Annotated in this window: 24 protein-coding genes; 13 read left to right on the top strand and 11 right to left on the bottom strand. The window is 66.6% G+C overall.

Annotation, left to right across the window (positions count from 1 at the left end):
- Window positions 1-100 precede the first annotated feature (100 nt).
- Both AWC06_RS03305 and AWC06_RS03300 read left to right on the top strand, forming a co-directional pair.
- The gene (locus AWC06_RS03305) at window positions 101-409 is read left to right on the top strand and encodes a hypothetical protein (RefSeq protein ID WP_085194343.1); all 309 of its coding nucleotides are present in this window, start codon (window positions 101-103) and stop codon (window positions 407-409) included.
- Between the two features lie 29 nt (window positions 410-438).
- Window positions 439-1,179 (top strand): hypothetical protein, encoded by a 741-nt coding sequence (locus AWC06_RS03300; RefSeq protein ID WP_085194342.1) that lies wholly within the window; start codon window positions 439-441, stop codon window positions 1,177-1,179.
- A gap of 13 nt (window positions 1,180-1,192) precedes the next feature.
- Here AWC06_RS03300 and AWC06_RS03295 read toward each other — a convergent pair whose 3' ends face one another.
- Window positions 1,193-2,062, bottom strand: a complete 870-nt coding sequence (locus AWC06_RS03295; protein WP_085194340.1) for a peptidylprolyl isomerase — start codon at window positions 2,060-2,062, stop codon at window positions 1,193-1,195.
- A gap of 110 nt (window positions 2,063-2,172) precedes the next feature.
- Here AWC06_RS03295 and AWC06_RS03290 point away from each other — a divergent pair, with 110 nt between their 5' ends.
- Together AWC06_RS03290 and hisS are read left to right on the top strand one after the other, a co-directional pair.
- Complete coding sequence (locus AWC06_RS03290; RefSeq protein ID WP_085194606.1) at window positions 2,173-2,835, top strand: MBL fold metallo-hydrolase; 663 nt, start codon at window positions 2,173-2,175, stop codon at window positions 2,833-2,835.
- Window positions 2,832-4,118, top strand: coding sequence for a histidine--tRNA ligase (gene hisS, locus AWC06_RS03285; RefSeq protein WP_085194338.1), 1,287 nt, complete (start codon window positions 2,832-2,834; stop codon window positions 4,116-4,118). Before AWC06_RS03290 ends, hisS begins: the two co-directional genes overlap by 4 nt.
- A 101-nt stretch (window positions 4,119-4,219) precedes the next feature.
- Here hisS and AWC06_RS03280 read toward each other — a convergent pair whose 3' ends face one another.
- The 3 genes from AWC06_RS03280 to AWC06_RS03270 all read right to left on the bottom strand — a co-directional run bounded on the left by AWC06_RS03280 (window position 4,220) and on the right by AWC06_RS03270 (window position 7,687).
- Window positions 4,220-5,449: an acyl-CoA dehydrogenase family protein gene (locus AWC06_RS03280; protein WP_085194336.1), complete on the bottom strand. Its 1,230-nt coding sequence runs from the start codon at window positions 5,447-5,449 to the stop codon at window positions 4,220-4,222.
- 80 nt (window positions 5,450-5,529) lie between these two features.
- Entirely contained in the window at window positions 5,530-7,125 is a 1,596-nt protein-coding gene (locus tag AWC06_RS03275) for a purple acid phosphatase family protein (RefSeq protein ID WP_085194334.1), read from the bottom strand.
- A 7-nt stretch (window positions 7,126-7,132) separates the two neighbouring features.
- Window positions 7,133-7,687: a helix-turn-helix domain-containing protein gene (locus AWC06_RS03270; RefSeq protein ID WP_085194604.1), complete on the bottom strand. Its 555-nt coding sequence runs from the start codon at window positions 7,685-7,687 to the stop codon at window positions 7,133-7,135.
- Window positions 7,688-7,759: 72 nt separating this feature from the next.
- Here AWC06_RS03270 and AWC06_RS03265 point away from each other — a divergent pair, with 72 nt between their 5' ends.
- The 3 genes from AWC06_RS03265 to AWC06_RS03255 are packed head-to-tail and all read left to right on the top strand — an operon-like array spanning window position 7,760 to window position 10,481.
- On the top strand, window positions 7,760-8,545 hold the full coding sequence (locus AWC06_RS03265) for an aldolase (RefSeq protein ID WP_085194332.1): 786 nt from the start codon (window positions 7,760-7,762) through the stop codon (window positions 8,543-8,545).
- 10 nt (window positions 8,546-8,555) lie between these two features.
- A complete protein-coding gene (locus AWC06_RS03260; protein ID WP_085194330.1) occupies window positions 8,556-9,437 on the top strand; it encodes a dihydrodipicolinate synthase family protein in 882 nt (293 codons plus the stop codon).
- A gap of 30 nt (window positions 9,438-9,467) precedes the next feature.
- Entirely contained in the window at window positions 9,468-10,481 is a 1,014-nt protein-coding gene (locus AWC06_RS03255; RefSeq protein ID WP_085194328.1) for an Rv2578c family radical SAM protein, read from the top strand.
- Window positions 10,482-10,485: 4 nt separating this feature from the next.
- Here AWC06_RS03255 and ypfJ read toward each other — a convergent pair whose 3' ends face one another.
- Entirely contained in the window at window positions 10,486-11,367 is an 882-nt protein-coding gene (gene ypfJ / locus AWC06_RS03250) for a KPN_02809 family neutral zinc metallopeptidase (RefSeq protein ID WP_085194326.1), read from the bottom strand.
- Between the two features lie 81 nt (window positions 11,368-11,448).
- Between ypfJ and AWC06_RS03245 the strand changes: the two genes are divergently transcribed.
- On the top strand, window positions 11,449-12,945 hold the full coding sequence (locus tag AWC06_RS03245; protein ID WP_085194324.1) for a carboxylesterase/lipase family protein: 1,497 nt from the start codon (window positions 11,449-11,451) through the stop codon (window positions 12,943-12,945).
- Here AWC06_RS03245 and AWC06_RS03240 read toward each other — a convergent pair.
- From AWC06_RS03240 to AWC06_RS03230, 3 genes are read right to left on the bottom strand one after another with little or no spacing between them, the layout of a single operon-like run.
- Complete coding sequence (locus AWC06_RS03240) at window positions 12,942-13,379, bottom strand: ester cyclase (protein ID WP_085194322.1); 438 nt, start codon at window positions 13,377-13,379, stop codon at window positions 12,942-12,944. The two genes, AWC06_RS03245 and AWC06_RS03240, sit on opposite strands and share 4 nt — an antisense overlap.
- 9 nt (window positions 13,380-13,388) lie before the next feature.
- Entirely contained in the window at window positions 13,389-13,889 is a 501-nt protein-coding gene (locus AWC06_RS03235) for an SRPBCC family protein (RefSeq protein ID WP_085194603.1), read from the bottom strand.
- A 32-nt stretch (window positions 13,890-13,921) separates the two neighbouring features.
- Window positions 13,922-14,809: an oxidoreductase gene (locus tag AWC06_RS03230; protein ID WP_085194320.1), complete on the bottom strand. Its 888-nt coding sequence runs from the start codon at window positions 14,807-14,809 to the stop codon at window positions 13,922-13,924.
- Between the two features lie 46 nt (window positions 14,810-14,855).
- Between AWC06_RS03230 and aspS the strand changes: the two genes are divergently transcribed.
- Together aspS and AWC06_RS03220 are read left to right on the top strand one after the other, a co-directional pair.
- Complete coding sequence (gene aspS / locus AWC06_RS03225) at window positions 14,856-16,631, top strand: aspartate--tRNA ligase (protein WP_085194317.1); 1,776 nt, start codon at window positions 14,856-14,858, stop codon at window positions 16,629-16,631.
- The gene (locus AWC06_RS03220) at window positions 16,628-17,065 is read left to right on the top strand and encodes a nitroreductase family deazaflavin-dependent oxidoreductase (protein ID WP_085194316.1); all 438 of its coding nucleotides are present in this window, start codon (window positions 16,628-16,630) and stop codon (window positions 17,063-17,065) included. Before aspS ends, AWC06_RS03220 begins: the two co-directional genes overlap by 4 nt.
- A gap of 27 nt (window positions 17,066-17,092) precedes the next feature.
- Here the strand turns inward: AWC06_RS03220 and AWC06_RS03215 are convergent, their stop codons facing one another.
- Both AWC06_RS03215 and AWC06_RS03210 read right to left on the bottom strand, forming a co-directional pair.
- Entirely contained in the window at window positions 17,093-17,536 is a 444-nt protein-coding gene (locus tag AWC06_RS03215) for a transglycosylase family protein (protein WP_085194314.1), read from the bottom strand.
- 208 nt (window positions 17,537-17,744) lie between these two features.
- Entirely contained in the window at window positions 17,745-18,134 is a 390-nt protein-coding gene (locus AWC06_RS03210) for an MmcQ/YjbR family DNA-binding protein (protein ID WP_085194312.1), read from the bottom strand.
- Between the two features lie 103 nt (window positions 18,135-18,237).
- On the opposite strand from AWC06_RS03210, the gene AWC06_RS03205 reads away from it, so the two are divergent.
- The 3 genes from AWC06_RS03205 to AWC06_RS03195 are packed head-to-tail and all read left to right on the top strand — an operon-like array spanning window position 18,238 to window position 22,782.
- Window positions 18,238-20,844, top strand: coding sequence for a circularly permuted type 2 ATP-grasp protein (locus AWC06_RS03205; protein ID WP_244899006.1), 2,607 nt, complete (start codon window positions 18,238-18,240; stop codon window positions 20,842-20,844).
- The gene (locus tag AWC06_RS03200) at window positions 20,841-21,758 is read left to right on the top strand and encodes a transglutaminase family protein (protein WP_085194601.1); all 918 of its coding nucleotides are present in this window, start codon (window positions 20,841-20,843) and stop codon (window positions 21,756-21,758) included. The genes AWC06_RS03205 and AWC06_RS03200 overlap by 4 nt, the downstream gene beginning before the upstream one ends.
- On the top strand, window positions 21,751-22,782 hold the full coding sequence (locus tag AWC06_RS03195; protein ID WP_085194307.1) for a zinc-binding metallopeptidase family protein: 1,032 nt from the start codon (window positions 21,751-21,753) through the stop codon (window positions 22,780-22,782). The genes AWC06_RS03200 and AWC06_RS03195 overlap by 8 nt, the downstream gene beginning before the upstream one ends.
- Here AWC06_RS03195 and AWC06_RS03190 read toward each other — a convergent pair.
- The gene (locus AWC06_RS03190) at window positions 22,779-23,732 is read right to left on the bottom strand and encodes a DUF2189 domain-containing protein (RefSeq protein WP_085194305.1); all 954 of its coding nucleotides are present in this window, start codon (window positions 23,730-23,732) and stop codon (window positions 22,779-22,781) included. The two genes, AWC06_RS03195 and AWC06_RS03190, sit on opposite strands and share 4 nt — an antisense overlap.
- Between the last annotated feature and the right edge of the window lie 32 nt (window positions 23,733-23,764).

Below are 23,764 nucleotides of genomic sequence, written 5' to 3'. Positions count from 1 at the left end.
ATAAACAAACTCTAGTCCAAAAAAGTGAACTCCGGTAGTTAACATAGTTATTACGTCCAGGTAATCGGGACCTTTTCCACCAAAGGCACTGTGAGAGCTCATGGAAGACCGAGATAAAGACCCGACCGTGGTGCTGCCCTACCTTGTCGGCAGGCCGCTGGCCGCCACCGAGGTCTATGAGGCGTTCGGCTATCGCAAGTCGGCGTACTACAAGGCGGCTCGCGAGGGCAGGCTCATCACGGCCGACAACCTCATCAGAGCCGCCGAGTACTTCGGACTGAATCCGGTCGACCTACAAGTCCGCTTCGGATTGATCCGGCCCGAGGCGGTCACCGAATACGTCGAATCAACGCCGCACAAACTGAGATTGCGCGACCTACACCCGGACCCGACCAAACCGCCCGTCTGACTCGACCGCGGGTAAGTTGGTTGGTGCCAATGATGTCCGCACTCATCGTCGCCACGCTGGCCGCCATCATCTACAGCCTGTGGATCCGTCGCCACACCTGGCGGTCCCGGTGGGAAGCTGGCGCGACCCTCAACATCGCCCTGCAAGGCTGTGCCGTGCTGCTGATGTCGCCGTGGGCATCGGCCACCCTGGGACCCGTGCTGCACCGGATGACCGGGCGGTGGAATGTGGAAGATCTGCTCGGCCACATCTGCCTGATCGTCGCGGTGACTGCGATCATCCACCACGGGTTGGCCCGGCTGGACCACGAACGCCAGCTCCGCAGCCTCTTTCGCCGGCACATCGAAATGCCGCTGCGGCTGGGCATTCCGCTGCTCCTGGCGGTGTTCATCATCGCCGACGAGGGCTACCACCATGACCTGTTCCCGGCCCACGTCAGCACCCTCTGGTTCGGCGCCTACTGGCTGGTGCTGGGAGCGCTGCTGATCTATTTGTTCAGCTACGCGGGCAGGGTGCTGTTGATCCTTCGCGAAGATCCCCGCTCGACGGCGACGGTCAACCTGTATTTGACCTCGGCCGGCTTCGGTGTGGCGGCGACCGCGATCCAGGTGATCACCGCCGAGATCGGCATCGATACCACGCTGCCCGTCTGGTTGTGCGCATGCTTGGGCGCGATCGGCTTCGCGTACGGCTCGGCTCGATCCTGGCACGCCAAAGTCGCCTGGTTCACGCCCGGCAGCCCCCCGCCCTCGAGCGGGTCCGCAGCCTAATTCGTTGCGCGCCTTAGTCGAGCCGCACCGACGTGATCGTCACCGGAATCGTCGGCGACCCGTCCTCACCGCCACCGGCGACGCCGCCCTTGGCGATCTTGTCCAGGGTGGCCAGCCCGTCGTCCTGAATCTTGCCGAAGACGGTGTATTCGGGTGGCAGCTGGGAGTCCTTGTACACCATGAAGAATTGGCTGCCGTTGGTGTTCGGGCCGCTGTTGGCCATGGCCAAGGTGCCGCGTGGGTACACGACCGGCTCATGCGCCTTGGGGTCGTCGGGCTTGTACTGGTCGGTGGGGTATTCGTTGGCGAACTGATACCCCGGCCCGCCAGTGCCGTCGCCCTTCGGGTCGCCGCATTGCAGCACGCTCAGGGTCGGCGATGTGGACAACCGGTGGCATTGCGTGCCGTCGAAGAACTTTTGCGTCGCCAGGCTGACGAAACTGTTGACGGTGCAAGGCGACTCGTTGTTGGCGAGCAGCAAGCCGACATTGCCCTGGTCGGTCACCATGCTGACACTGACCTGGGCCGGGTCGGTGGGGACTTTGCCCGTCCTCGGCGGTTTCACCGGCTTGCTGGCCGGATCCGGTGAAGGCGGGTACTGGCAGTTGGCGCCCAGGTTCGCGGGCGGCTTGAACGATGGCAACGGGGGAACACCCGGGAATGCGTTTGACGTCGGTGAGCTGCCGGCGGTTGATGCCTGCTTGTTCTTGTCCTGATTGGTGAGAACGAAGGTGAGCACCACCGCGATCACGACGGCCACCGCTGCGAGCGCTGCGCCGACGATCGCGATGAGGCGATTACGACGGGCGCGCTGTGCCCGGCGTTCCTGCTGGCGCTCCAGTTTGCGCTTGGCATTCGCACGTCGCTGCTCGTTGGTCGGCACCGCCGATATCCTTTCGTGTTCGTGTGCTGAGTCAGCATGAGTGTGCCAGCCGATGCTGAATACAGGTGGCGCGGGCCGGGCTGCGGCACGGTAATGGGAAACTGGACCTCGTGTTGATCACCGGATTTCCCGCCGGGTTGCTGCAGTGCAATTGCTATGTGCTGGCGCCGCACCCGGGAGCGGACGCCATCATCGTCGACCCAGGCCAGCGTGCGATGGGCCAGCTGCGGCGCATCCTTGACAAGAATCGGCTGACCCCCGCGGCCGTGCTGCTCACGCACGGCCACATCGACCATATCTGGTCGGCGCAGAAGGTATCCGACACCTTCGGCTGCCCGGCATACATCCACCCCGAGGACCGGTTCATGCTGACCGACCCGATCAAGGGCTTCGGTCCGCGGCTGGGACAGATACTGCTGGGCGCCATGTTCCGCGAGCCCGAGCAGGTCGTCGAACTGGACCGGGACGGCGACAAAATCGACCTCGCGGGCGTCAGCGTCACCGTCGACCACACGCCCGGCCACACCCGCGGCTCGGTGGTCTTCCGGGTGAGCGACGATGACGACATCGTGTTCACCGGTGACACCCTGTTCGAGCGCTCGGTGGGCCGCACCGACCTGTTCGGTGGCAGCGGGCGCGACCTGATGTGCTCGATCGTCGACAAGCTGCTGGTCCTCGACGACAAGACGGTGGTGCTGCCCGGACACGGCCCGCAGACCACGATCGGCGCCGAACGCCGCTACAACCCGTTTCTCGAGGGGCTCAGCCCGTGACCCAATTCAGCGCGCCAAAGGGCGTGCCGGAATACGTCCCGCCCGACTCGGCGCAGTTCGTCGCGGTGCGCGACGGGTTGCTCGACGCCGCCCGCCGGGCCGGCTACAGCGACATCGAGCTGCCGATCTTCGAGGATACCGCGCTTTTCGCGCGCGGCGTGGGGGAGTCCACCGACGTGGTGTCGAAGGAGATGTACACCTTCACCGACCGCGGCGACCGCTCGGTCACGCTGCGCCCGGAGGGCACCGCCGGGGTGGTGCGTGCGGTGATCGAACACGGCCTGGACCGCGGGGCGCTGCCCATCAAGCTGTGCTATGCCGGGCCGTTCTTCCGCTACGAGCGGCCCCAGGCCGGGCGCTATCGCCAACTGCAGCAGGTCGGTGTGGAGGCAATCGGCGTCGACGACCCCGCGCTGGACGCCGAGGTGATCGCGGTCGCCGACGCCGGCTTCCGCTCGCTGGGCCTCGACGGGTTCCGGCTGGAGATCACCTCGCTGGGCGACGACACCTGCCGCCCGCATTACCGAGAGTTGTTACAGGACTTCCTGTTTCAACTCGACCTCGACGAGGAAACCCGCCGCCGGGCCGAGCTCAACCCGCTGCGGGTGCTCGACGACAAGCGCCCCGAGGTCAAGGCGATGACGGCGGACGCGCCGGTGATGCTCGACCACCTATCCGATGTCGCCAAGCAGCATTTCGAAACCGTGCTGGCGCACCTGGACGGTCTCGGCGTGCCATACGTCGTCAACCCGCGGATGGTGCGCGGTCTGGACTACTACACCAAGACCGCGTTCGAGTTCGTGCACGACGGCCTGGGCGCGCAGTCGGGCATCGGCGGCGGTGGCCGCTACGACGGCCTGATGCGCCAGCTCGGGGGAGCCGACCTGTCCGGCATCGGGTTTGGTCTCGGCGTGGACCGCACCCTGCTGGCGCTGCGAGCCGAGGGCAAAAGTGTTGGCGTTACGGCGCGTTGCGATGTGTTCGGCGTGCCGCTGGGCGAGCAGGCCAAGTTGCGGCTTGCGGTGCTGGCCGGGCAGCTGCGAGCCGCCGGTGTGCGAGTCGACTTGGCCTATGGCGACCGCGGTCTCAAGGGCGCGATGCGTGCCGCCGACCGCTCCGGTGCGCGGCTCGCGCTGGTCGCCGGTGACCGCGACATCGAATCGGGAACAATCGGGGTCAAGGATCTGACGACGGGCGAACAGGTCGACGTCGCCGCGGACTCCGTTGTCGCCGAAGTTCTTTCAAAGCTAGGGAGCACCAATCCTCGCGCAAATCGACTGTGAACTGATGGCTTTCAGTGTGAGACTAGGGCGGGAAAATCGCGAAATTGCCGCCCCACATTCACACTCGGCGCCAAGGGTGCAGGCTCGGCCGGGGGCCCCGGTCAGGCTCGGCTGTGCTTCACCTGGTTGAACGGGACGCCGCGGTCGGCGGCGTATTCGCGCGGAAAGCCCAATACCCGTTCGCCGATGACGTTGCGCGCCATTTCGGTGCTGCCGCCGCCGAGCGCCGCGGTCTGCCGGGACAGATAGCGTTGGCCGACGGCCAATACCCCGGTGGGCCCGTCGACGACACCGGCGCTGCCGCCGATCGCCAGGGCGGTGTCGACTTCGAGCTCGATGGACTCGGCGTGGTAGAGGCGGATGAGCGAGCCGGCGGCGGGCGGCAGTGAGCCGTCGAGCACGCCGCGGTAGACGTAATCGACCAGGTGGTCGCGGACGGCGCGGTGCACCAGCGCCCGCCCCGCCGCTTCGCGGACCCTGTCGTTGCCGGCCTGCCCGGTCGCCGGGATCAGTGCGGTGTAGTCCGGCGGCTGCTCCTGCGCGTTTTCGCTGCCGCTTCCGCTGGCGAATTCCGAGCCACCGCCGACCGCGCGCCGCTCGTGGTACAGCAGGCGCGACGCCACCTCCCAGCCCTTGTCGACCTCGCCGACCACCGCGTCGTCGCCGAGCTCGAGGTCGTCGAAGAACTCCTCGCAGAACTCGGTTGAGCCGTGAACCTGCGTGATCCGGCGCAACGTGAGCCCCGGGCTGTCGATGCGCACAAGAAACATGGTCAGGCCGTCGTGCTTGGGCACATCCCAATTGGTGCGGGCCAGCAGCAGGCCGTAGTCGGCGGCGAAGGCGCCGGTGCTCCACGTCTTGGCGCCGTTGACCACCCAGCGGTCGCCATGCCGGTCGGCACGCGTCATCACGCCTGCCAGGTCCGATCCGCCACTGGGCTCGGAGAGCAGTTGGACGAGCACCTCGTCGCCGCGCAGCGCCGCCGAAACGTGTTGCCGCTTCTGGTCTTCGGTGCCGGTATCGAGGATGGTCGCACAGCAGATCGTGAACGTCGGGGTGTTCAAGATCAGCGGCATCTCATAGCCGACGCTTTCGGCGTCGAACGCCTTTTGATACTCCATGTCCAGGCCGAGCCCGCCGTACTCGGTTGGGAAGCAGATACCCGCGAATCCGCCGTCGTAGAGCAGTCGTTGCAGTTCGCGGGCGCGTTGCCAGGACGCCTCGTCGCCACGATCGGCGAACGACGGATTGCGCGGGTCGGTGCGCGGCATGGTTGCGGCCAGCCAGGCGCGGGCCCGCTCGGCGAACTCCGCGACCGATTCCGTGGGCATGCGACGGCTCCCCGAGAGTGTCATTGTTCTGAAACGGAAATGACATTACCACCGGGCGGGCCGGACCTGGGGCCGGGGCGTCAGCCGCCGCGCGGCCTGGTAAGAGTGAACTCTTCGACGACTTTCGTCGCGCCGAACGCGCCGGTGACGGCGTAGTGAGTGGCCTTGATCGACGTGTTGCCGCCGGGTGAGCCCGGATCGACATCGAATGCCACGAACCCGTACGGGTTGTCGCGGTCGCGGAACGCCGACCAGGGTGCGTCCTCGACCAGATAGATCGGCGCCTTGTGTCCGCGCGCCGGATCGAAGTCGCCGACACCGGTCAACACCCGGCACTTGGGCTGCGGGAAGAACATCGTGTTCGACGGTGCCGACGTGCCGCCACCGCCGATGACGACGTGCACGGTTCCCTTGGTGGTGTCGATCACGCCGCCGTGGGTGTCGACCGCTATCGGCATCTTGCCCTCGGTATCCAGGGTTCCGCGCACCGGATGCGAGCGTTCGTAGTGGTGTTCGTGACCGCAGACGACAAGGTCGACCCCGTAATGGTCGAACAGCGGCAGCCATTCCCGGCGGATGCCCAGGTCGGCGCCGTTGGTGGACGCCCCGGTCGACACGGCCGTTTGGTGCATGCACACCACTACCCAGTCCACGTCGGGGTCGGCGCGAGCATCGGCGAGTTCGGTCTCCAGCCAACGTCTTTGCGCGCCACCGGAGTAGCCGTGCACGTAGAAGTTGCCGCCGTCCTGCAAGCAGACGTCGTCGTTGCTGAGGCTGATCACCCGCACCGAGCCTGCGGTGAACGAATACCACAACCCGCGAAGCTCGGCGTCGGATCCCGACGAGGGCAGCGCGAAGAATGTCTGGTATGCGGCGAAACCGACTGGCCCGTTGCCCAATTCGTTCTCATGGTTGCCGACCGCCGGCATCCAGGGCCGATAGCGTGCCGAGCGGCTGTTGCCCTCGAACCAGTCCGCCCAGGTGCGAATGCGGTCGTGTGCGAGGTTGGCGTAGCACAGGTCGCCGTTCACGAGGTTGAACAATGGAGCGATGCGTTCGATCGCGGTCGTGGTGTCCCCGGCGGCAGGCGAACCGAGATTGTCGCTGACGTAGGTACTGTCTTTCAGCCTGCCGAGCGTTGAGGTAGCCTGATCTCCGAAGCTGGTGAAGCGCAATGGGTTCCGCCCGAGTGGCGCGGTGCGGACCGTTCCCAGCTCCGGGTCGGCACCGTCATGTACCGCCGCATACACGTAATCGGTGTTCGGCCTCAGGCCGTCGAGGCGGGCATGGTTGGCGCGAACCTCGGTCTTGGACTTCGCATCCCGGTAGGTTCGGGTCTCGGCCTGCACGACGCGGCCGAATCCGGAGGTCGACGTGCCCACCATGACGCGTGGGTTGCGCACACGATCGGTGGTATGCCACGACACCACGACTTCGCGCGAGGCGTCTCGGCCGAACTGTAGATGCAGACCGCCGACAGGTTGTACGCCGCTTCGATCGGACTGCGTCCACAGCGTCGGGCCGTGATGCGATGACCGCAGCAGCGCAATCCCGCCCGCGCCGATGCCGGCACCGACGACGGCCGCCGCCGCGCCCGTCGTGAGCAGCCGCCGGCGGCTGATGCCCGACGGGGCAGGCTTGCCGTCGCCGTTTACCGGTTCCGGCTCGTCGTCCATCCTTGTTTCATACCTGACGGCCGACGTGCCTGCCTACGTCGGGATCGTTCTGCGCGACGACGATGACTTCGGGGGCTTCGGCGCCGACCGCACGGAATTTGTGGCTGACCGATGCGTCGAAGTAGGCGCTGTCGCCCGCCCCGAGGGTGAGGGTCCGGTCGCCGTAATCCAGTTCGACGCATCCGGCGTGCACGAACACGAATTCCTGGCCAGGATGCACCGGATGCAGATCGTCTGCTGTTCTTCGTTTGGGCCGAACAACGAAGGGTGACATCGACTTCCCCAGAACGGTCGACGCCAACGCCACGTACCGCTGACCCTTGGCGCCGCGACGGTCGCCGGCGCGGTCGACGGTGATGTTCTCGTCGGCGGCCTGCTCGGAGAAAAGCTGCGCGACGTCGACGTCGAGGGCACTGGCCACCTTGAGGGCCACCGCAATCGACGGTGTGCTCTGGCGGCGCTCAATCTTCGACAGGTAGCTCTTGGTCAATCCGGTTCGCTCGGCGAGGCTCTCCAGGGTGAGGCCGCGCTGCCGGCGGACCGCACGCAACAGTGCTGTCATGGTTTGCATGATGACACAAGGTTTCCTATGGTGGCCATAGTGTCATAAACCCGGCGATCCAGGGAGCCACTCATGGCAACCACATTCACTGACTCGAAGGCCGACTTGATGCGGCGTGCGCAGGAGAGTCTGGCCGCAAACGTCGGCGAGTCGAAGCTGACCACACGCCAGAAGGTGGCGCTGACCTGTCGCGTGCTGTTCGACGCCGGGCACGATTCGGGTCTGGCGGGGCAGATCACCGCCCGGGCCGAGAAGCCCGGCACGTACTACACCCAGCGGCTGGGCCTGGGATTCGACGAGATCACCGAGGGCAATCTGCTCACCGTCGACGAGGATCTCCACGTGCTCGACGGCGACGGAATGGCAAATCCCGCCAACCGCTTTCACAGCTGGATCTATCGCGCCCGGCCCGATGTGCAGTGCATCGTGCACACGCATGCGTTCCACGCCGCGGCGTTGTCGATGTTGGAGGTTCCGCTGGTGGTGTCGCAGATGGACACCACGCCGCTCTACGATGACTGCGCGTTCCTGCCCGAGTGGCCGGGCGTTCCCGTCGGCAACGAGGAGGGCGAGATCATCAGCGCGGCCCTCGGCGACAAGAAGGCGGTCTTGCTGGCCCATCACGGCCAGGTGGTGGCGGGGGCCAGCGTCGAGGAAGCCTGCTCGCTGGCGGTGCTGATCGAGCGCGCGGCCAAACTGCAACTGGCCGCGATGGCTGCCGGGACCATCAAGGAACTGCCGGAGCGACTGGCCCGCGAGGCCCATGACTGGACGCTGAGGCCGCAACGAAGCCGCGCGAACTTCGCCTACTACGCGCGCCGCGCCCTGAAGAATGATCCCGACGTTTTGACCAGCTGAGGAGCCCACAGTGCCCGAGATTCACGGCATCATCGCGTACCCGGTGACACCGTTCGCCACCGATTCCGCCGACCCGATCGACACCGCCGCGTTGGCCGCGCTCGTCGATCGGCTGGTGGGCGCGGGAGTCCACGCGATCGCACCGCTGGGCAGCACCGGGGAGCTGGCGTACCTCGATGAGTCCGAGTTCGACACCGTCGTCGACACCACGATTTCCGCGGTCGACGGACGGGTGCCTGTCGTGGTTGGTGTCTCGGATCTCACCACTGCCAACACAATTCGGCGCGCGCAGTATGCCGAGAAGGCCGGCGCCGACGCGGTGATGATTCTGCCGGTGTCCTACTGGAAGTTGTCCGAACGAGAAATCGTGCAGCACTACGCCAGCATCGGCGAGGCCATCGAGATTCCGATCATGGCGTACAACAACCCGGCCACCAGTGGCATCGACATGAGCCCGGAGCTGCTGGTGCGGATGTTCGAGACCATCGACAACCTGACCATGGTCAAGGAGTCAACCGGGGACTTGTCGCGGATGCAGCGGATCGCCGAACTCAGCGATGGTCGGCTGCCGTTCTACAACGGCAGCAACCCGCTGGTGCTCGATGCGCTACGGACCGGGGCGGCCGGATGGTGTACTGCCGCACCATGTTTGCGTCCACAGCCCTGCATCGACCTCTACGACGCTGCCCGCGCAGGCGATTTGGACAAAGCGCAGAAGATCTATGACGACCTCAAGCCACTGCTGGAGTTCATCGTCGCGGGCGGCCTGCCCACGACGGTGAAGGCCGGGCTGGATCTTCTCGGCGCCGGCGTCGGGGATCCGCGCCGGCCGTTGCTGCCGCTCGATGACGACGGCCGGGCCAGGTTGCGGGAGTTGCTCGCCGAGGCTTGACATATATTCGAACAAGAGTTCGAATAGAGTATGCGGTGGGACGAGCAGGGCATCCGCGTCGACGACGGCGCGCTGCCCGGGCTGGAGCGCATCGGTTTCGTCCGCAGTGTGCGGACGCCGCAATTCGACGGCATCACGTTCCACGAAGTGCTGTGCAAATCCGCGCTGAACAAGATTCCGAACACCGCTGCCGGCCTGCCTTTTCAGTACACCGTCAACGGTTACCGCGGTTGCTCGCACGCCTGCCGCTACTGCTTCGCCCGGCCCACCCACGAATACCTGGACTTGGACTGCGGCAACGACTTCGACACCCAAATCATCGTCAAGACGAATGTCGCCGACGTGCTGCGCCGGGAGCTGCACCGCAAATCGTGGCGTCGCGACACGGTCGCGCTGGGCACCAACACCGATCCCTATCAACGCGCCGAGGGCCGCTATGCGTTGATGCCGGGCATCATCGGCGCGCTCGCGGAATCGGGCACCCCACTGTCGATTTTGACCAAGGGCACGCTGCTGCGCCGCGACCTGCCACTGATCGCTGACGCTGCGGCGCAGGTTCCGGTCAGCCTGGCGGTCTCGCTCGCTGTCGGTGATCCCGAACTGCACAAGGACGTGGAACCGGGCACACCCAGCCCGCAGGCACGCCTCGGGCTGATCGCGGCGATCCGCGACGCCGGCATGGACTGCCACGTGATGGTGGCGCCGGTATTGCCACACCTGACCGATTCCGTCGAGCATCTCGACAGCCTGCTACGGCAGATCGCCGAAGCCGGGGCCACGGGTGTGACCGTGTTCGGGCTGCATTTGCGTGGGTCGACGCGCGGCTGGTTCATGTCGTGGCTGGCGCGCACCCATTCCGAACTGGTCGGCCGGTATCGCGAGTTGTACCGGCGCGGAGCGTATTTGCCGCCGCACTATCGCGACGAGCTACGGGCGCGAGCCGCACCGCTGATCGCCAAGTACGGGCTGGCCGGCGATCAGCGCCGATTCGATAGCGCCCCGAAGCATCAGATCGCCGAGGCCCTGCAGCCGACGCTGTTCTGAGCGGCTAGCCGAGATTCGGTTCGCGGAAGGTGTCGCACTGGTTGGGATCACCGGTCTGGTAACCGACGGTGAACCAGTGCTGCCGCTGCTCGGACGAGCCATGGGTCCACGACTCGGGATTGGTCCGTCCGGTGGCGGCCTTCTGGATCCGATCATCGCCCACCGACGCCGCCGCCGACAGCGCGTCGGCAATGTCCTTGTCGCTCAATGGTTGCAGGTAGGGCACGCCGGTGCTTTCCTGCTTGGTGATCGAGGCGTAGTGCGCCCACACGCCGGCGTAGCAGTCGGCCTGTAACTCGGTGCGCACGCCGCTGCCGCCGGCGCCCTGCGCGCCGTGCTGGGCGCGGCTGAGGGTTCCAGCCAGGTCCTGCACGTGATGGCCGAACTCGTGGGCGACCACATATTCCTGCGCCAATGGCCCACCGCTGGAACCGAATTGATCTTTCAGCACGTCGAAGAAGCCGGTGTCGAAGTAGGCGGTCTCATCCGCCGGGCAGTAGAACGGCCCCACTTCGGTGGTTGCCGGGCCGCAGCCGGTGTCGACCTGTCCGCTGAAAAGCCGCACCCGGGGGCGGGTGTATCCGCGCATCAGCTGGCTCCAGACGGCGTCGACCGAGTTGCCGGTGGCCACCACGCGGCACTGCACGTATTTGTTCGCGTCTGCTCCGGTTCGGCACTGGTTGAGGTCGAAGCCGGGCGCCACGTCCTCGCGGGTGTTCGCGGGCTGCTGGGTCACCACCTTGCCGGGATCGACGCCGAGCAGCATGGCCACGACCAGGAATATCAACCCGCCCAATCCGCCACCGATCGCGATCATCCGCCCGCCGCCGCCACCAGAAGTCGTCGTCGTGCTGGTGTCGATCTGCATACCCTCGTTGAAGGTCATCGCACTCTCCGTTGCGTCGATGTCGTGGCTCCCAAGAGCTTCTAGCCCGACGGGATCAGCTTTGCACACTACGATTCAGGCGTGCCCGCGGTTGCCGAAGTTCCGACCCTCGCGCACACGGCGGTCGGTGATCTCCGGGGCACCGTCGAAGGCGGCGTCGCGGTGTGGCGCGGCGTGCCGTACGCGCAGCAACCTGTCGGCGAGCGTCGATTCGCCGCGCCGGCGCCGCTGCCGGCATGGACCGGTGTGCGCGACGCCGTCGAGCACGGCCCGCTGCCGCTGCAGAGCCGCTCGCTGGTCGCAGGCGACCGCAATAACCCGAAAATCCGCGACGAGGCCTGCCTGACGCTGACGGTGTGGTCACCGGAGACGTCCGCCTCGCTGCCGGTGATGGTTTGGATCCCCGGCGGAGCATTCCTCACCGGCGCGGGGCAATTGCAGCTGTACAAGGGGTCGCGGCTGGCTGCCCACGGCAACGTGGTCGTCGTCAACGTGTCCTATCGGGTCGGGGTATTCGGCGGCTTCGAACTCGGCGACCTCGGCGAGGGCTTCGACGACAACCTGTGCCTGCGCGACCAAATCGCCGCGCTGGCCTGGGTGCGCGACAACATCGCCGCGTTCGGCGGTGACCCCCACCGCGTTACCGCATTCGGTCAATCCGCAGGCGCCACTTCGATACTGGCGATGCTGGCCAGTCCTGCCGCCGACGGGCTGTTCGCCCGCGCGATCGTGCAGAGCCCGGCATTGCCGCTCATCGCCGACCGGGCGACGCGCGCCGAGCAGGCGCGGCAGTTCCTGGACCGGCTCGGCGTGGGCCCGAAGGCGATAAAAGAACTGCCGCAACGCCAATTGCGCCGGGCCGCCGGAGAACTGCAGCTGGCCAGCGTGGCGACCACACCGACGCTCGCGCATGGGCTGACCTACGGGGTCGACCTGCTGCCGCGGCATCCGATCGAGGCGGCCCGCGCGGGCACGGTGACGCGACTGCCACTGATCATCGGCGCCAACCGTCACGAGGCGTCGATATTCGCGCGTTCCAAGCCGCCGATGCTGCCGACGACACCGGCCAACATCAACCGCTGTCTTTCCCGCCTCGGCCCGCAGGCACGGGAGCGCGTCCTGGCCGCCTACCCCGGCTACCCACGCCGACGCGCGCGGATAGCCCTCGGCGGCGACGCCATGTTCGGCGCAGGTGTCTGGGCGTTCGCCGACGCCTATAGCGCGCATGCGCCGACCTATGTCTACCGGTTCGATCACACGCCGTGGGTCCTGAGGGCGCTGGGCCTGGGTGCGGTTCATGGCAGTGAGATCGTGCAAATTCAGCACAATTACGCCTCGCAGCTGGGCCGCAGGCTGCATCCGTTGGGCAGCTGGCTGCAGCCCGCCGTAGGCCGCCGGATGCAGCGAACATGGCTGGATTTCGCCACCAAAGGCTGGTCCGACGGCCATAGCTGGTCCGACGACTGGCCTCCCTACGACACTCGGCGACGGGCCACCCGCGTCATCCGGTCATGGTCCGACGTCGTCCTCGATGATCCGGACGCGGTGCGGCGCTCGGCCTGGGCGGGTTTGTTTTAGCTCGGGGCGGGAAGAACGCCGATCTGAGTCAGCACGGTGGCTGTGTCGAAATAGACCTTCTCGCATAGCAATCGGTCGCCGTCGAACTCGAAAATTCCAACTACCGGAAACTCGACGCGGCGTCCGGTAGCTGGGATACCCGACCATTCGCCGTCATGGGTTCCCGTGATGACCCCCTCGCCGAAGACGGCGTCGTCGGCATGGCGCATCTTGCCCATGGCGATGTGGAAATCGGGAAAGCCGTCCATCAAGCCTTGGAGCAGCTCGCGAACGGCCTCCTCGCCGTCCAGGGGTTCACCGTTCACCTCGTAACGCGGACGGTGAAAGGTTGCGATTGTCGCCTTGACGTCATGGCGGTTTTCCGCTTCGGCGTGCTGATTGACGACCGCCTCACGACGCCGGCGAAGGGTGGTGATGTCGTCGACCGCTGTCATGGTGTGACCCTAACTCTGCGGCGTCGTGGCGAATCGTTTATCGGTGTAGCGGCGCAGATTGGCCAGAAACCGGCGAAACCCCAAATTCAGCAGCGGCCGGACCGCGAACATCGCAACCTTGGCCGGCCCCGCGGGTTTCTGCGCCAGCGTCCATGTCATCCGGCAGCCGCCCGCAATGGCCTCGACCCGGTAGTCCTCCGCGAACGCCGCCACGGCCCGCGTCGAGCATTCGTTGAACCGAAAAGCCATGCGGGTGAACGGTTCCCAGACCAGGAACTCTTCGTCACCGACAATGCCGCGCATGTGGACGAGGCGCGTGCTGCCCACCCCGCGGGGCTCGGGACTGGTCCAGGTCACCTTGGTGATCACGCTCGCCCAGTGCGGCCAGGCCTCCGTATCGGCGAGTACCTCGAACAGTTGCTCGGGCGTGATTGCGAGCTCGACGCTGTTGGAAAACCGGTACGGCGCGGTCTCGGTGAAGCTCACGTCCACACGTTCGCAGGGAAACATCTTCGGTTTCTTCTTCATCGGCATTGCCTTAGCTATCCGGGTCCGTCGCTGGCGGCGGCCAACAACGGTACAAGCACGTCGCTGATCGGTGTGGGCAGACCGTGCGCGCGGCCCTTGCGGATGATCACCCCGTTGCGGATGTCCCATTCCAGCGGTCGGCCGGCTTCGCGGTCGGCGAGCATCGAGGTGCCCATGTCGGTGGCGACCTGACGGAACATCTCCACCATCTCGTCGACGACGTCGTCGCCGAGGCGGGCACCTTCCGCGCGGGCCACGGCCAGGCATTCGGCGAGGTAGCGGCGGGAAACTTCGGCCATGTCGTCGCGGCGGAACATTCCGGATCGTCGCCCGGTCAGCACCATGAGCCCGGCCAGCGCGTTGACGAGCAGCTTGCGCCACAACGCGGTGGTGAAGTCCGAGTCGCATTCCACGACGCAGCCGGCCTCGCCGAGCAGTTGAGCGAGCTTGTCGGCGGCCGGCCCGGTGGGCAGCACGATCCGGGCTTCGGTGCGCAACCGCACCCATCCTTCCGGTTGGGTCTCCGCGCCGTACCAGACAATGCCCGGCACCACGGCCGACGACGGACAGTGTGGCTGCACCTGCTCGACTTGCTCGACGCCGTTTTGCAGCACCGCGACCAGGGTGCTTTCGTCGCACAGCCGGGCCAGCCAGCGGGCGGCGTCATCATTCTGGGTGGCCTTGACGGCTAGCACCACTACGCCGACGGGACCGGCGATCTCCGCCGGATCGGTGCACACCGGGCCGGGCACCACGATCGGATCGCCGTCGTCGGGCCGCAGCTCGATCTGCTGTCGCGGTGTCCGCCCACATAGCAGCACCCGGTGACCGGCGGCATGCAGATATGCGGCGACCGTCGTACCGACGGCGCCCGGACCGACAACTGCAATATCGACTGCGATGTCACTGAAATTAGCAACCCCGACCCGCCCTTTAGACTGTGCAGTCGTGTTGCGTAGTCACGGCGCCGGGTCGTTGCGCGCCTCCGACGCCGGGCAGAAGGTGACGCTGGCCGGTTGGGTGGCGCGCCGCCGCGACCACGGCGGGGTGATCTTCATCGACCTACGCGATGCCTCGGGGGTGTCGCAGGTGGTGTTCCGCGCCGCCGACGTGCTGAGCCAGGCCCACCGGCTACGCGCCGAGTTCTGCATCGCCGTCGAGGGTGTCGTCGAGATCCGGCCGGAGGGCAATGCCAACCCGGAGATCGCCACCGGCGACATAGAAGTCAACGCAACGTCGCTGACCGTGCTGGGCGAATGCGCGCCGCTGCCATTTCAGCTCGACGAGCCTGCCGGGGAGGAAACCCGGCTCAAGTATCGCTACCTCGACTTGCGCCGTGACGGCCCGGGCGGGGCAATTCGGTTGCGCTCCAAGGTCAATGCGGCGGCCCGCGCCGTGCTGGCCGAGCATGACTTCGTCGAGATCGAGACCCCGACCATGACGCGCTCGACGCCGGAAGGGGCCCGGGACTTCCTGGTGCCGGCGCGGCTGCAGCCGGGCTCGTTCTACGCGTTGCCGCAGAGCCCGCAGCTGTTCAAGCAGCTGCTGATGGTGGCCGGGATGGAGCGCTACTACCAGATCGCCCGCTGCTACCGCGATGAGGACTTCCGCGCCGACCGGCAACCGGAGTTCACCCAGCTCGATATGGAGATGAGCTTCGTCGACGCCGACGACGTGATCGCGATCTCCGAGCAGATCCTGCGCGCGCTGTGGGCGCTGATCGACTACGACCTGACGCTACCGTTGCCGCGAATCACCTACGCCGAAGCGATGCGCCGCTTCGGGTCGGACAAGCCCGACCTGCGATTTGGCCTCGAGCTCGTCGAGTGCACAGAGTTCTTCAAGGACACGCCGTTTCGGGTTTTCCAGGCGCCATACGTCGGCGCGGTGGTGATGCCAGGCGGGGCGTCGCAGCCGCGCCGCACGCTCGACGGGTGGCAGGACTGGGCCAAACAGCGCGGGCACAAGGGCCTGGCCTATGTGCTGGTGGGCGAGGACGGCACACTGGGCGGGCCGGTGGCCAAGAACCTGTCCGACGCCGAACGCGCAGGACTGGCCGCACATGTCGGCGCGTCGCCCGGAGACTGTGTTTTCTTCTCGGCGGGGCCCGTCAAGTCCTCGCGCGCACTGCTGGGCGCTGCGCGCGTCGAGATCGCGCGACGGCTCGAGATGATCGACCCGGACGCCTGGGCGTTCACCTGGGTGGTGGACCCGCCGCTGTTCGAGCCCGCCGACGAGGCCACCGCTGCCGGTGAGGTGACCGTCGGTTCCGGCGCATGGACCGCGGTGCATCATGCGTTCACCGCGCCCAAGCCGGAGTCAGTCGACAGCATCGAAAGCGACCCGGGTGCCGTCCTGGCCGACGCCTACGACATCGTCTGCAACGGCCACGAGATCGGCGGCGGCTCGATCCGTATCCATCGCCGCGACGTCCAGGAGCGGGTGTTCGCCGTGATGGGCCTCGACAAGGCGCAGGCCGAAGAGAAGTTCGGTTTCCTGTTGGAGGCGTTCATGTTCGGGGCGCCGCCGCATGGCGGCATCGCGTTCGGCTGGGACCGGACCACCGCGCTGCTGGCCGGTGTGGATTCGATCCGCGAGGTCATCGCCTTTCCGAAGTCCGGCGGCGGCGTCGACCCGTTGACCGATGCCCCGGCACCGATCACCGCCCAGCAGCGCAAGGAGTCCGGAATAGACGCCCGGCCCGAGCGGGTTGACCGCGCATGACCCAACAGATTCCCGATGCCGAGACGCTCAAGGCGTTCAACAAGAGCATCGTCGACGAGTTCCGGGCCCACGACGGCAAGGTCGGCGGCCAGTTCGAGGGCGCCAACCTGCTGCTGCTCACCACGACGGGCGCCAAGTCCGGTCAGCCTCGGACCGCGCCGTTGGCCCATTTCCGTGTCGACGGCAAGCTGATCATCGTCGGCTCTTTCGCCGGATCCGATATCAACCCCGCGTGGGTGCACAACCTGCGCGCCAACCCGTCGGCACACGTCGAGATCGGCAATGAATCCTTCGACGTGATCGCCCGTGAATTACCGGCCGCCGAGCGCGACGAGCTTTTCCCGAAAATCACCGCGGCGGCGCCGGGCTTCGCCGAGTATCAGTCGAAGACGACGCGGGTGCTCCCGCTTTTCGAACTGCAGCCGGTGCACTAGGCCCCGATCACGGGGTGATCACATCGGCTAGTGCCGGAGCGCTTTCGACCATAGTTTGTTGATCGTGGTCCGGATCGGATGCCCGGACCGCAGGATGTTGACCACTTCGGTCGGGAAGAGCGTTTGATCGGGGCCGCACTTGGGCCACGCCTCGGGGCCCTCGGTGGCCAAGACGCGGTTCGCCACCGCGATCTGTTGCTCGCGCGAGGCGTGCGCCGGCGAGCCGACTCCGCCGTTTTCCTCCCAGGTGGACTGCTTGAATTGCAGGCCACCGTAGAAGCCGTTACCGGTATCTGCCGACCAGTTGCCGCCGGACTCGCACTGCGCGACTGCGTCCCAGTTGACGCTCTCTGCATACGCCACGCCCGTGGCGGGATCAATGAAGACCGAGATGACAACGACGACGACCGCGGAAATAACAAGCGACTTGCACAGCGATTCCACCCTGAATGCCCTGTGAAAATAACTCATTTAACACCAGTAACAAACCTGAGTGAAAATTGTCAACAGCTGAGAACTATTTAATTTAGCGGGATCTTTGATGTGAAGGCGCTTTAAGTAACTGGAGTTAATCAAAGTAAATCAAAGTGCAAATTGATGCAATTGTTACCAACGCTGTTTATGTTGTAGATGTTACTGATGTTGTCAGAGTTACTCGTTTTGTGATCTGAGTCAAGTGTCAGATCGACTCGCCCAGAAACTCCTGGACCAGGCGCTTCGGGGCCTGGGTCAGCCAAGCCTCGGTGACCAGCTCGCGCAGCCCGAGCTCGTCGATCTCGGCCAGCCTGACCAGCACCGCGGGATAACCGTCGAAATGCGGCGTGGTGAAGTACACGCCCGGCTCGTCGGCGATCAACGCGAACTTGACGCCCTCGTCGGCGACCCGGACGGCGACGATATCGCCCTCGGGCGGCTCGATCCCGGACGACGCCAACGCGTCCCGGTCCGACTTGCGCAGCGGCCGCTCCCAGGCGATCAGCTTCTTGCCGATCCGCCAGTCGTGCGTCGACCGCTCCTCGACGAGCGGCAGCTCCCCGAGGACGCTGGCAACGTCGTCCCACGTGGCCACCCTTCGATTGTGCGCCCGGCAAACGGGCTAGTGTGCAAATCGTGTGGCGCAGTTGGCTGATCGACCGGTAGGCGGTAGCTCCTTGTCGTCGCCGCCAGAGGCTGTGCAGGACGATCGAGACCGGCTCGTTGCCGCCTACCGCGGCGCCCGGGGACAGCCGGCACTGTTCGACGTGCATGGCGTCCCGCGGGGAATCGGCTACGACGAGTTCGTCGACGCCGACGGCGAAATTCGCCCGCACTGGGCTGAGCTTGCGGCAGTGATCGGCGAGCGCGGCCGTGCCGGCCTGGACCGGCTGCGCGCGACGGTGAGCGCCCTGGTCGAGCACGACGGGATCACCTACATCGCCGTCGACCACGACGGCGAGCCGGTCACCAACGGCCAGGGCATCGCAACCCCCGGACCCTGGCACCTGGACGCGCTGCCGCTGCTGCTGACCCCGGAAGACTGGACGACGCTGGAAACCGGTGTGGCGCAACGCAGCAGGCTGCTCGACGCGGTGCTGGCCGACGTGTACGGACCACAGCGGGCCGTCACCAGCGGGGTATTGCCGGCTCAGCTGCTCTTCGCCCACCCCGGCTATATCCGGGCCGCCCGCGGCATCGAAATACCCGGAGGGCATCAACTTTTCCTGCACGGCTGCGACGTCAGCCGCGACCGGTCGGGCGCCTTCCTGGTCAACGCGGACTGGACTCAGGCGCCGTCCGGAGCCGGATACGCCCTGGCAGACCGTCGCGTGGTCGCGCATGCCGCTCCGGACCTCTACGAGCGCGTCGGACCGCGTCCGGTGTCACCGTTCGCGCAGACTCTGCGGCTGGCTTTGATCGACGCCGCGCCGGAGGCCGCCGAGGATCCCGTGGTGGTGGTCCTCAGCCCCGGCATCGGGTCCGAGACCGCTTTCGACCAGGCGTATCTGGCGTCCGTGTTGGGTTTCCCGCTGGTCGAAAGCGCCGACCTGGTGGTCCGCGACGGCACGCTGTGGATGCGCTCGCTGGGCACCTTCAAGCGAGTGGATGTCGTGCTGCGCCGCGTCGACGCCGACTACGCCGATCCGCTGGATCTGCGATCGGATTCCCAGCTGGGCGTGGTCGGGCTTGTCGAGGTGCAGCGCCGTGGGGCGGTGACCGTGGTCAACACCCTGGGCAGCGGGGTACTGGAAAGCCCTGGGCTGCAGCGCTTCCTGCCCGAGATAGCCGATCTGCTGATCGGCGAGGCCCCGCTGCTGCCCTCGGCGCCGACGTACTGGGGCGGTATCGACGCCGAACGATCGCATCTGCTCAGCCACCTGCCGTCGCTGCTGATCAAACCGACCGTCGGCGGAAAGACCATCGTCGGTCCGGCGCTGTCGACCGGAGAACGCGAGGCGCTGGCCGCGCGTATCGCGGCCACGCCGTGGCAGTGGGTCGGACAGGAGCTGCCGCAGTTCTCGTCGGCGCCGACCGATCAGGGATTTGCCGCGGCCGGCGTCGGAGTGCGGTTGTTCACCGTCTCGCAGCGCGGCGGCTATGCGCCGATGGTCGGCGGGCTGGGTTATGTGCTCGCAGCGGGAAATGCCGCCTACAAGCTGAATACTGTTGCCGCCAAGGATGTTTGGGTCCAGGCGCCGACGCGGGCCCAGGCCGAGGTCACGGCGCCGCCGGTGGAACCGCCGACCACACGGCCCAGCGGCACCCGCGGAATCAGCTCGCCGCGGGTGCTCTCGGATCTGTTCTGGCTGGGCCGTTACGGCGAGCGGGCCGAAAGCACGGCCCGGTTGCTGACCGTCACCCGCGAGCGTTACCACGAATACCGCCACCGCCAGCACACCGCAGGAAGCGAATGTGTGCCGGTATTGCTGACTGCGCTCGGCAAGCTCACCGGCACCGACAACGCCGCCCCCGACCCGGTCGCTGCAGCGCCGCGGACGCTGTGGGCGCTCACCGTCGACCGGCAACGACCGGGGTCGCTGGCGCAGTCGGTGGAACGACTCGGCCGGGCGGCCCGCTCGGTGCGCGACCAGATGTCCAACGACACCTGGATGGTGCTGAGCAGTGTGGAGCGAGCGCTGGCACAACTGCCCGAAGCGCCTGCGGGCGGGCCGATCTCGGTCGCCGACGACACCGCATTGGCCACTGCGCACGCGCTGACCCTCGCCGGGATGCTGGCGTTGTCCGGGATGGCGGCCGAGTCGGTGGTGCGCGACGTCGACTGGACGATGACGGATATCGGCAAACGCATCGAACGTGGACTGTGGTTGACCGGATTACTGCGCGCGACGCTGGGGCAGGCTCGCAGCCGTGCCGCCGAGCAGACGATCATCGAGTCCACGCTGGTGGCGTGCGAGTCGTCGGTGATCTATCTGCGACGCAACCTGGGCGTCGTTAGTGTTGCAGCCGTGGCCGACCTGGTGCTCTTCGACGAGGAGAACCCGCGGTCGCTGGTGTATCAGCTGGAACGGTTGCGCGCCAACTTGAAGACCCTGCCCGGGGCGTCCGGATCATCACGGGCCGAGCGCGTGGTCGACGAGATCAGCACACGGCTGCGTCGGGTCGACCCCGGCGACCTCGACGAGGTCACCGCCGCCGGGGAGCGGGCCGAGCTGACCGAGCTGCTCGACGCCATGCACGACGGCCTGCGCGATCTGTCCGGCGTCATCACCGCCACTCAACTGTCGCTGCCCGGCATGATGCAGCCACTGTGGGGACCCGACCGGCGCCGGGTGGTGCCATGACCCGCGCCGGCAACGGGGCTACCCGCCACTACCGGATCACCCACCGCACCGAATACCGCTACTCCGATGTGGTGACCAGCTCCTACGGGCGGGGGTTTCTGACTCCGCGCAACCTGGACCGCCAATGCTGCCTGTCGCACGAGCTGCGCATCGTGCCGGCACCCGCCGACAGCTCGACCAGCCGCGACGCATATGGCAACATCAGCTCCTATTTCCACGTCACCGAACCCCACCGGACGCTGACCATCACCGCCGAGTCCGTCGTCGAGGTGTATCCGCCCCCCGCCGACCTGTACGGCAGCGGGTTTGCCTGTGCCCCTTGGGAAATGGCTCGCCCCACGGGCGTGGACGGCGCGCTGGCCGTCGAATTCGCCCTCGACCTCGATCCGCCGGAGATCACCGACGGGGTACGCGAGTACGCCGCGCCCAGCTTCGCGGCGGGACGTCCGCTGATCGAGGTGCTGCGTGACCTGGGTTCGCGGATACATGCCGACTTCACCTACCGCTCCGGCTCGACGACGGTTTCCACCGGCGTCAACGAGATGCTGGCGGCCCGCGCGGGGGTCTGCCAGGATTTCGCCCGGCTGGCCATCGCCTGCCTTCGCGCCAACGGCCTGGCCGCCAGCTATGTGTCGGGGTATCTGGCCACCGACCCGCCGCCCGGTAAGGACCGGATGGTCGGCATCGATGCCACCCACGCGTGGGCGGCGGTGTGGACGCCGGACAACCGGTGGCGGGGCTTGGATCCCACCAACGACCAGTTGATCGACGAGCGTTACATCATCGTCGGCCGCGGCCGCGACTACGCGGATGTGCCACCGCTGCGCGGCATCATCTACACCAACTCCGAGAACAGTGTCATCGACGTCGCTGTCGACGTGGTGCCATGCGCGATGGGAGCGCAACATGCGTGACTTCGTGTGCCCCAACTGCGGTCAACGGCTGACGTTCGAGAACTCGGTCTGCCTGTCGTGCGGCTCAGCACTCGGGTTCTCCCTCGACGACATGGCCTTGCTGGTGATCGCCGAGTCCGGGCATGCGGGGGCTGTTGACCCCGACAACTATCAGCTGTGCGCCAATATGCATCTCGCCGAATGCAATTGGCTGGTGCAGGGTAACGAGCTGTGTGTGTCCTGCAAGTTGACCCGGCGGCGGCCCAACGACTCCGACACCAAGGCACTCGCGGCGTTCGCTCGTGCCGAGCACGCCAAACGGCGGCTGATCGTTGAGCTCCACGAGCTCAGGCTGCCCATCGTCGGACGCGACCGCGACCCCGACTACGGGTTGGCGTTCGACCTGTTGTCCAGCGAGTCGGAGAACGTCATCACCGGACATCACAACGGCGTCATCACTTTGGACATGGCCGAGGGTGACGACGTGCACCGTGAACAACTGCGCGTCGCAATGGACGAGCCGTATCGAACCCTGTTGGGGCACTTTCGTCATGAGATCGGCCATTACTACTTCTACCGGCTGATCGACCCGTCAGCGGACTACTTGGCGCGCTTTCGCGAACTGTTCGGCGACCCGGACGCCGACTACCAGCAGGCCCTCGATCGGCACTACCGCGAAGGCACGCCAGCGGGCTGGGAGGAGCGCTTCGTGTCGTCGTATGCGACCATGCATCCGGCCGAAGACTGGGCCGAGACGTTTGCGCACTACCTGCACATCCGCGACGCTCTGGACACCTCGGCGGCTTGCGGCCTGGCCCCGGCCGCCGCCACCTTCGAGCGACCACCCTTGGGCCCCAGCGCTTTTCGCAAGATCATCGACATGTGGCTGCCGTTGTCGTGGTCGTTGAACATGGTGAACCGGTCCATGGGTCACGACGACCTGTACCCGTTTGTGCTGCCGGCGGCGGTGCTGGACAAGATGCAGTTCATCCACACCGTCATCGACGAGGTGACGTCCGATCCCGTTCGGCGGGCGGCCGGTTAGGGCGTCAACTGCGCAACCTGGCCGCCGGAGAGTCGACGGTAGGTGTAGACCAGGATCAGCATCGCGACGGGGGCGGCGACGATCAGGCCGAGCCCGCACAGGAGCGCCCCGACGAACACGAGCAGTCCCTGCACCAGCCAGGACAGAAAAGCTCCGCCGGCGTCCGACCTGACCGTTGCGAAACTGGCCTTCAACGCCTCTATCGCCGGCAGGGCGCGATCGATCGCGAACGGGATCGTGAACATCGCGAAGAAGCTGAAGATGAGGCCGGGAATAACGCACAACACCATCCCGATCGCGGTGAGGAAGCCCACCAGCAGCGCGGCGAGGATCACACCGCCGAAGTTGCGTGGTTTGAAGAACGAACCGATGCTCACCGCGTTCCCGTCGGCAATGTCGAGGCACCCGGAGAGCAACCCCGCCTGGGTCAGGGTGCCGTACACGAACGCCACGATGTCGAGCACGATCGTGCCGGTGGTGCCCAAAGCGAAGCCGAAACCTCCGCCGCCGCTGCTGGAGCTGAAACCTCCGAAACCGGCGATCACCCCCGCGTAGAGGATCGCCCCTATGAGGCCGTAGACGACGAACGAAACAATCAGTGGCACAGCGTCTTTACTGAACTTGTTCCATGCCCAGCTGAATGCCTGACCGATATCGAATTGCTGGCCGGGCCGCGGTGGATAGCCCTGCTGCTGCGGCGGATAGCCGGGAGGCGGTGGGTAGCCCTGCTGCGGCGGGTAGCCGGGAGGCGGTGGTGGCGCGCCATACCCGGGCTGCGGCGGTCCGTAGCCGGGGGGCGGTCCGGGAGGTGGCCCGGGTGGCCCGTAGCCGGGAGGGGGCCCGGGAGGCGGTCCGGGCGGGCCGTAGCCGGGAGGTGGTTGGCCGCCGGGATTGGGGTTAGGACCCCACGGATCGCTCGGGTTGCCTGGGTACTCCGGGGGTCGGCTCATTGCCGCTCCTGCCTTGTTGTCGTGGAGTATGC

This window comes from Mycobacterium fragae (assembly GCF_002102185.1).
Taxonomy (GTDB): Bacteria; Actinomycetota; Actinomycetes; order Mycobacteriales; family Mycobacteriaceae; genus Mycobacterium; species Mycobacterium fragae.
Note: the sequence above shows the minus strand (reverse complement) of the source record. Positions and strands in the feature narration are given on the sequence as shown.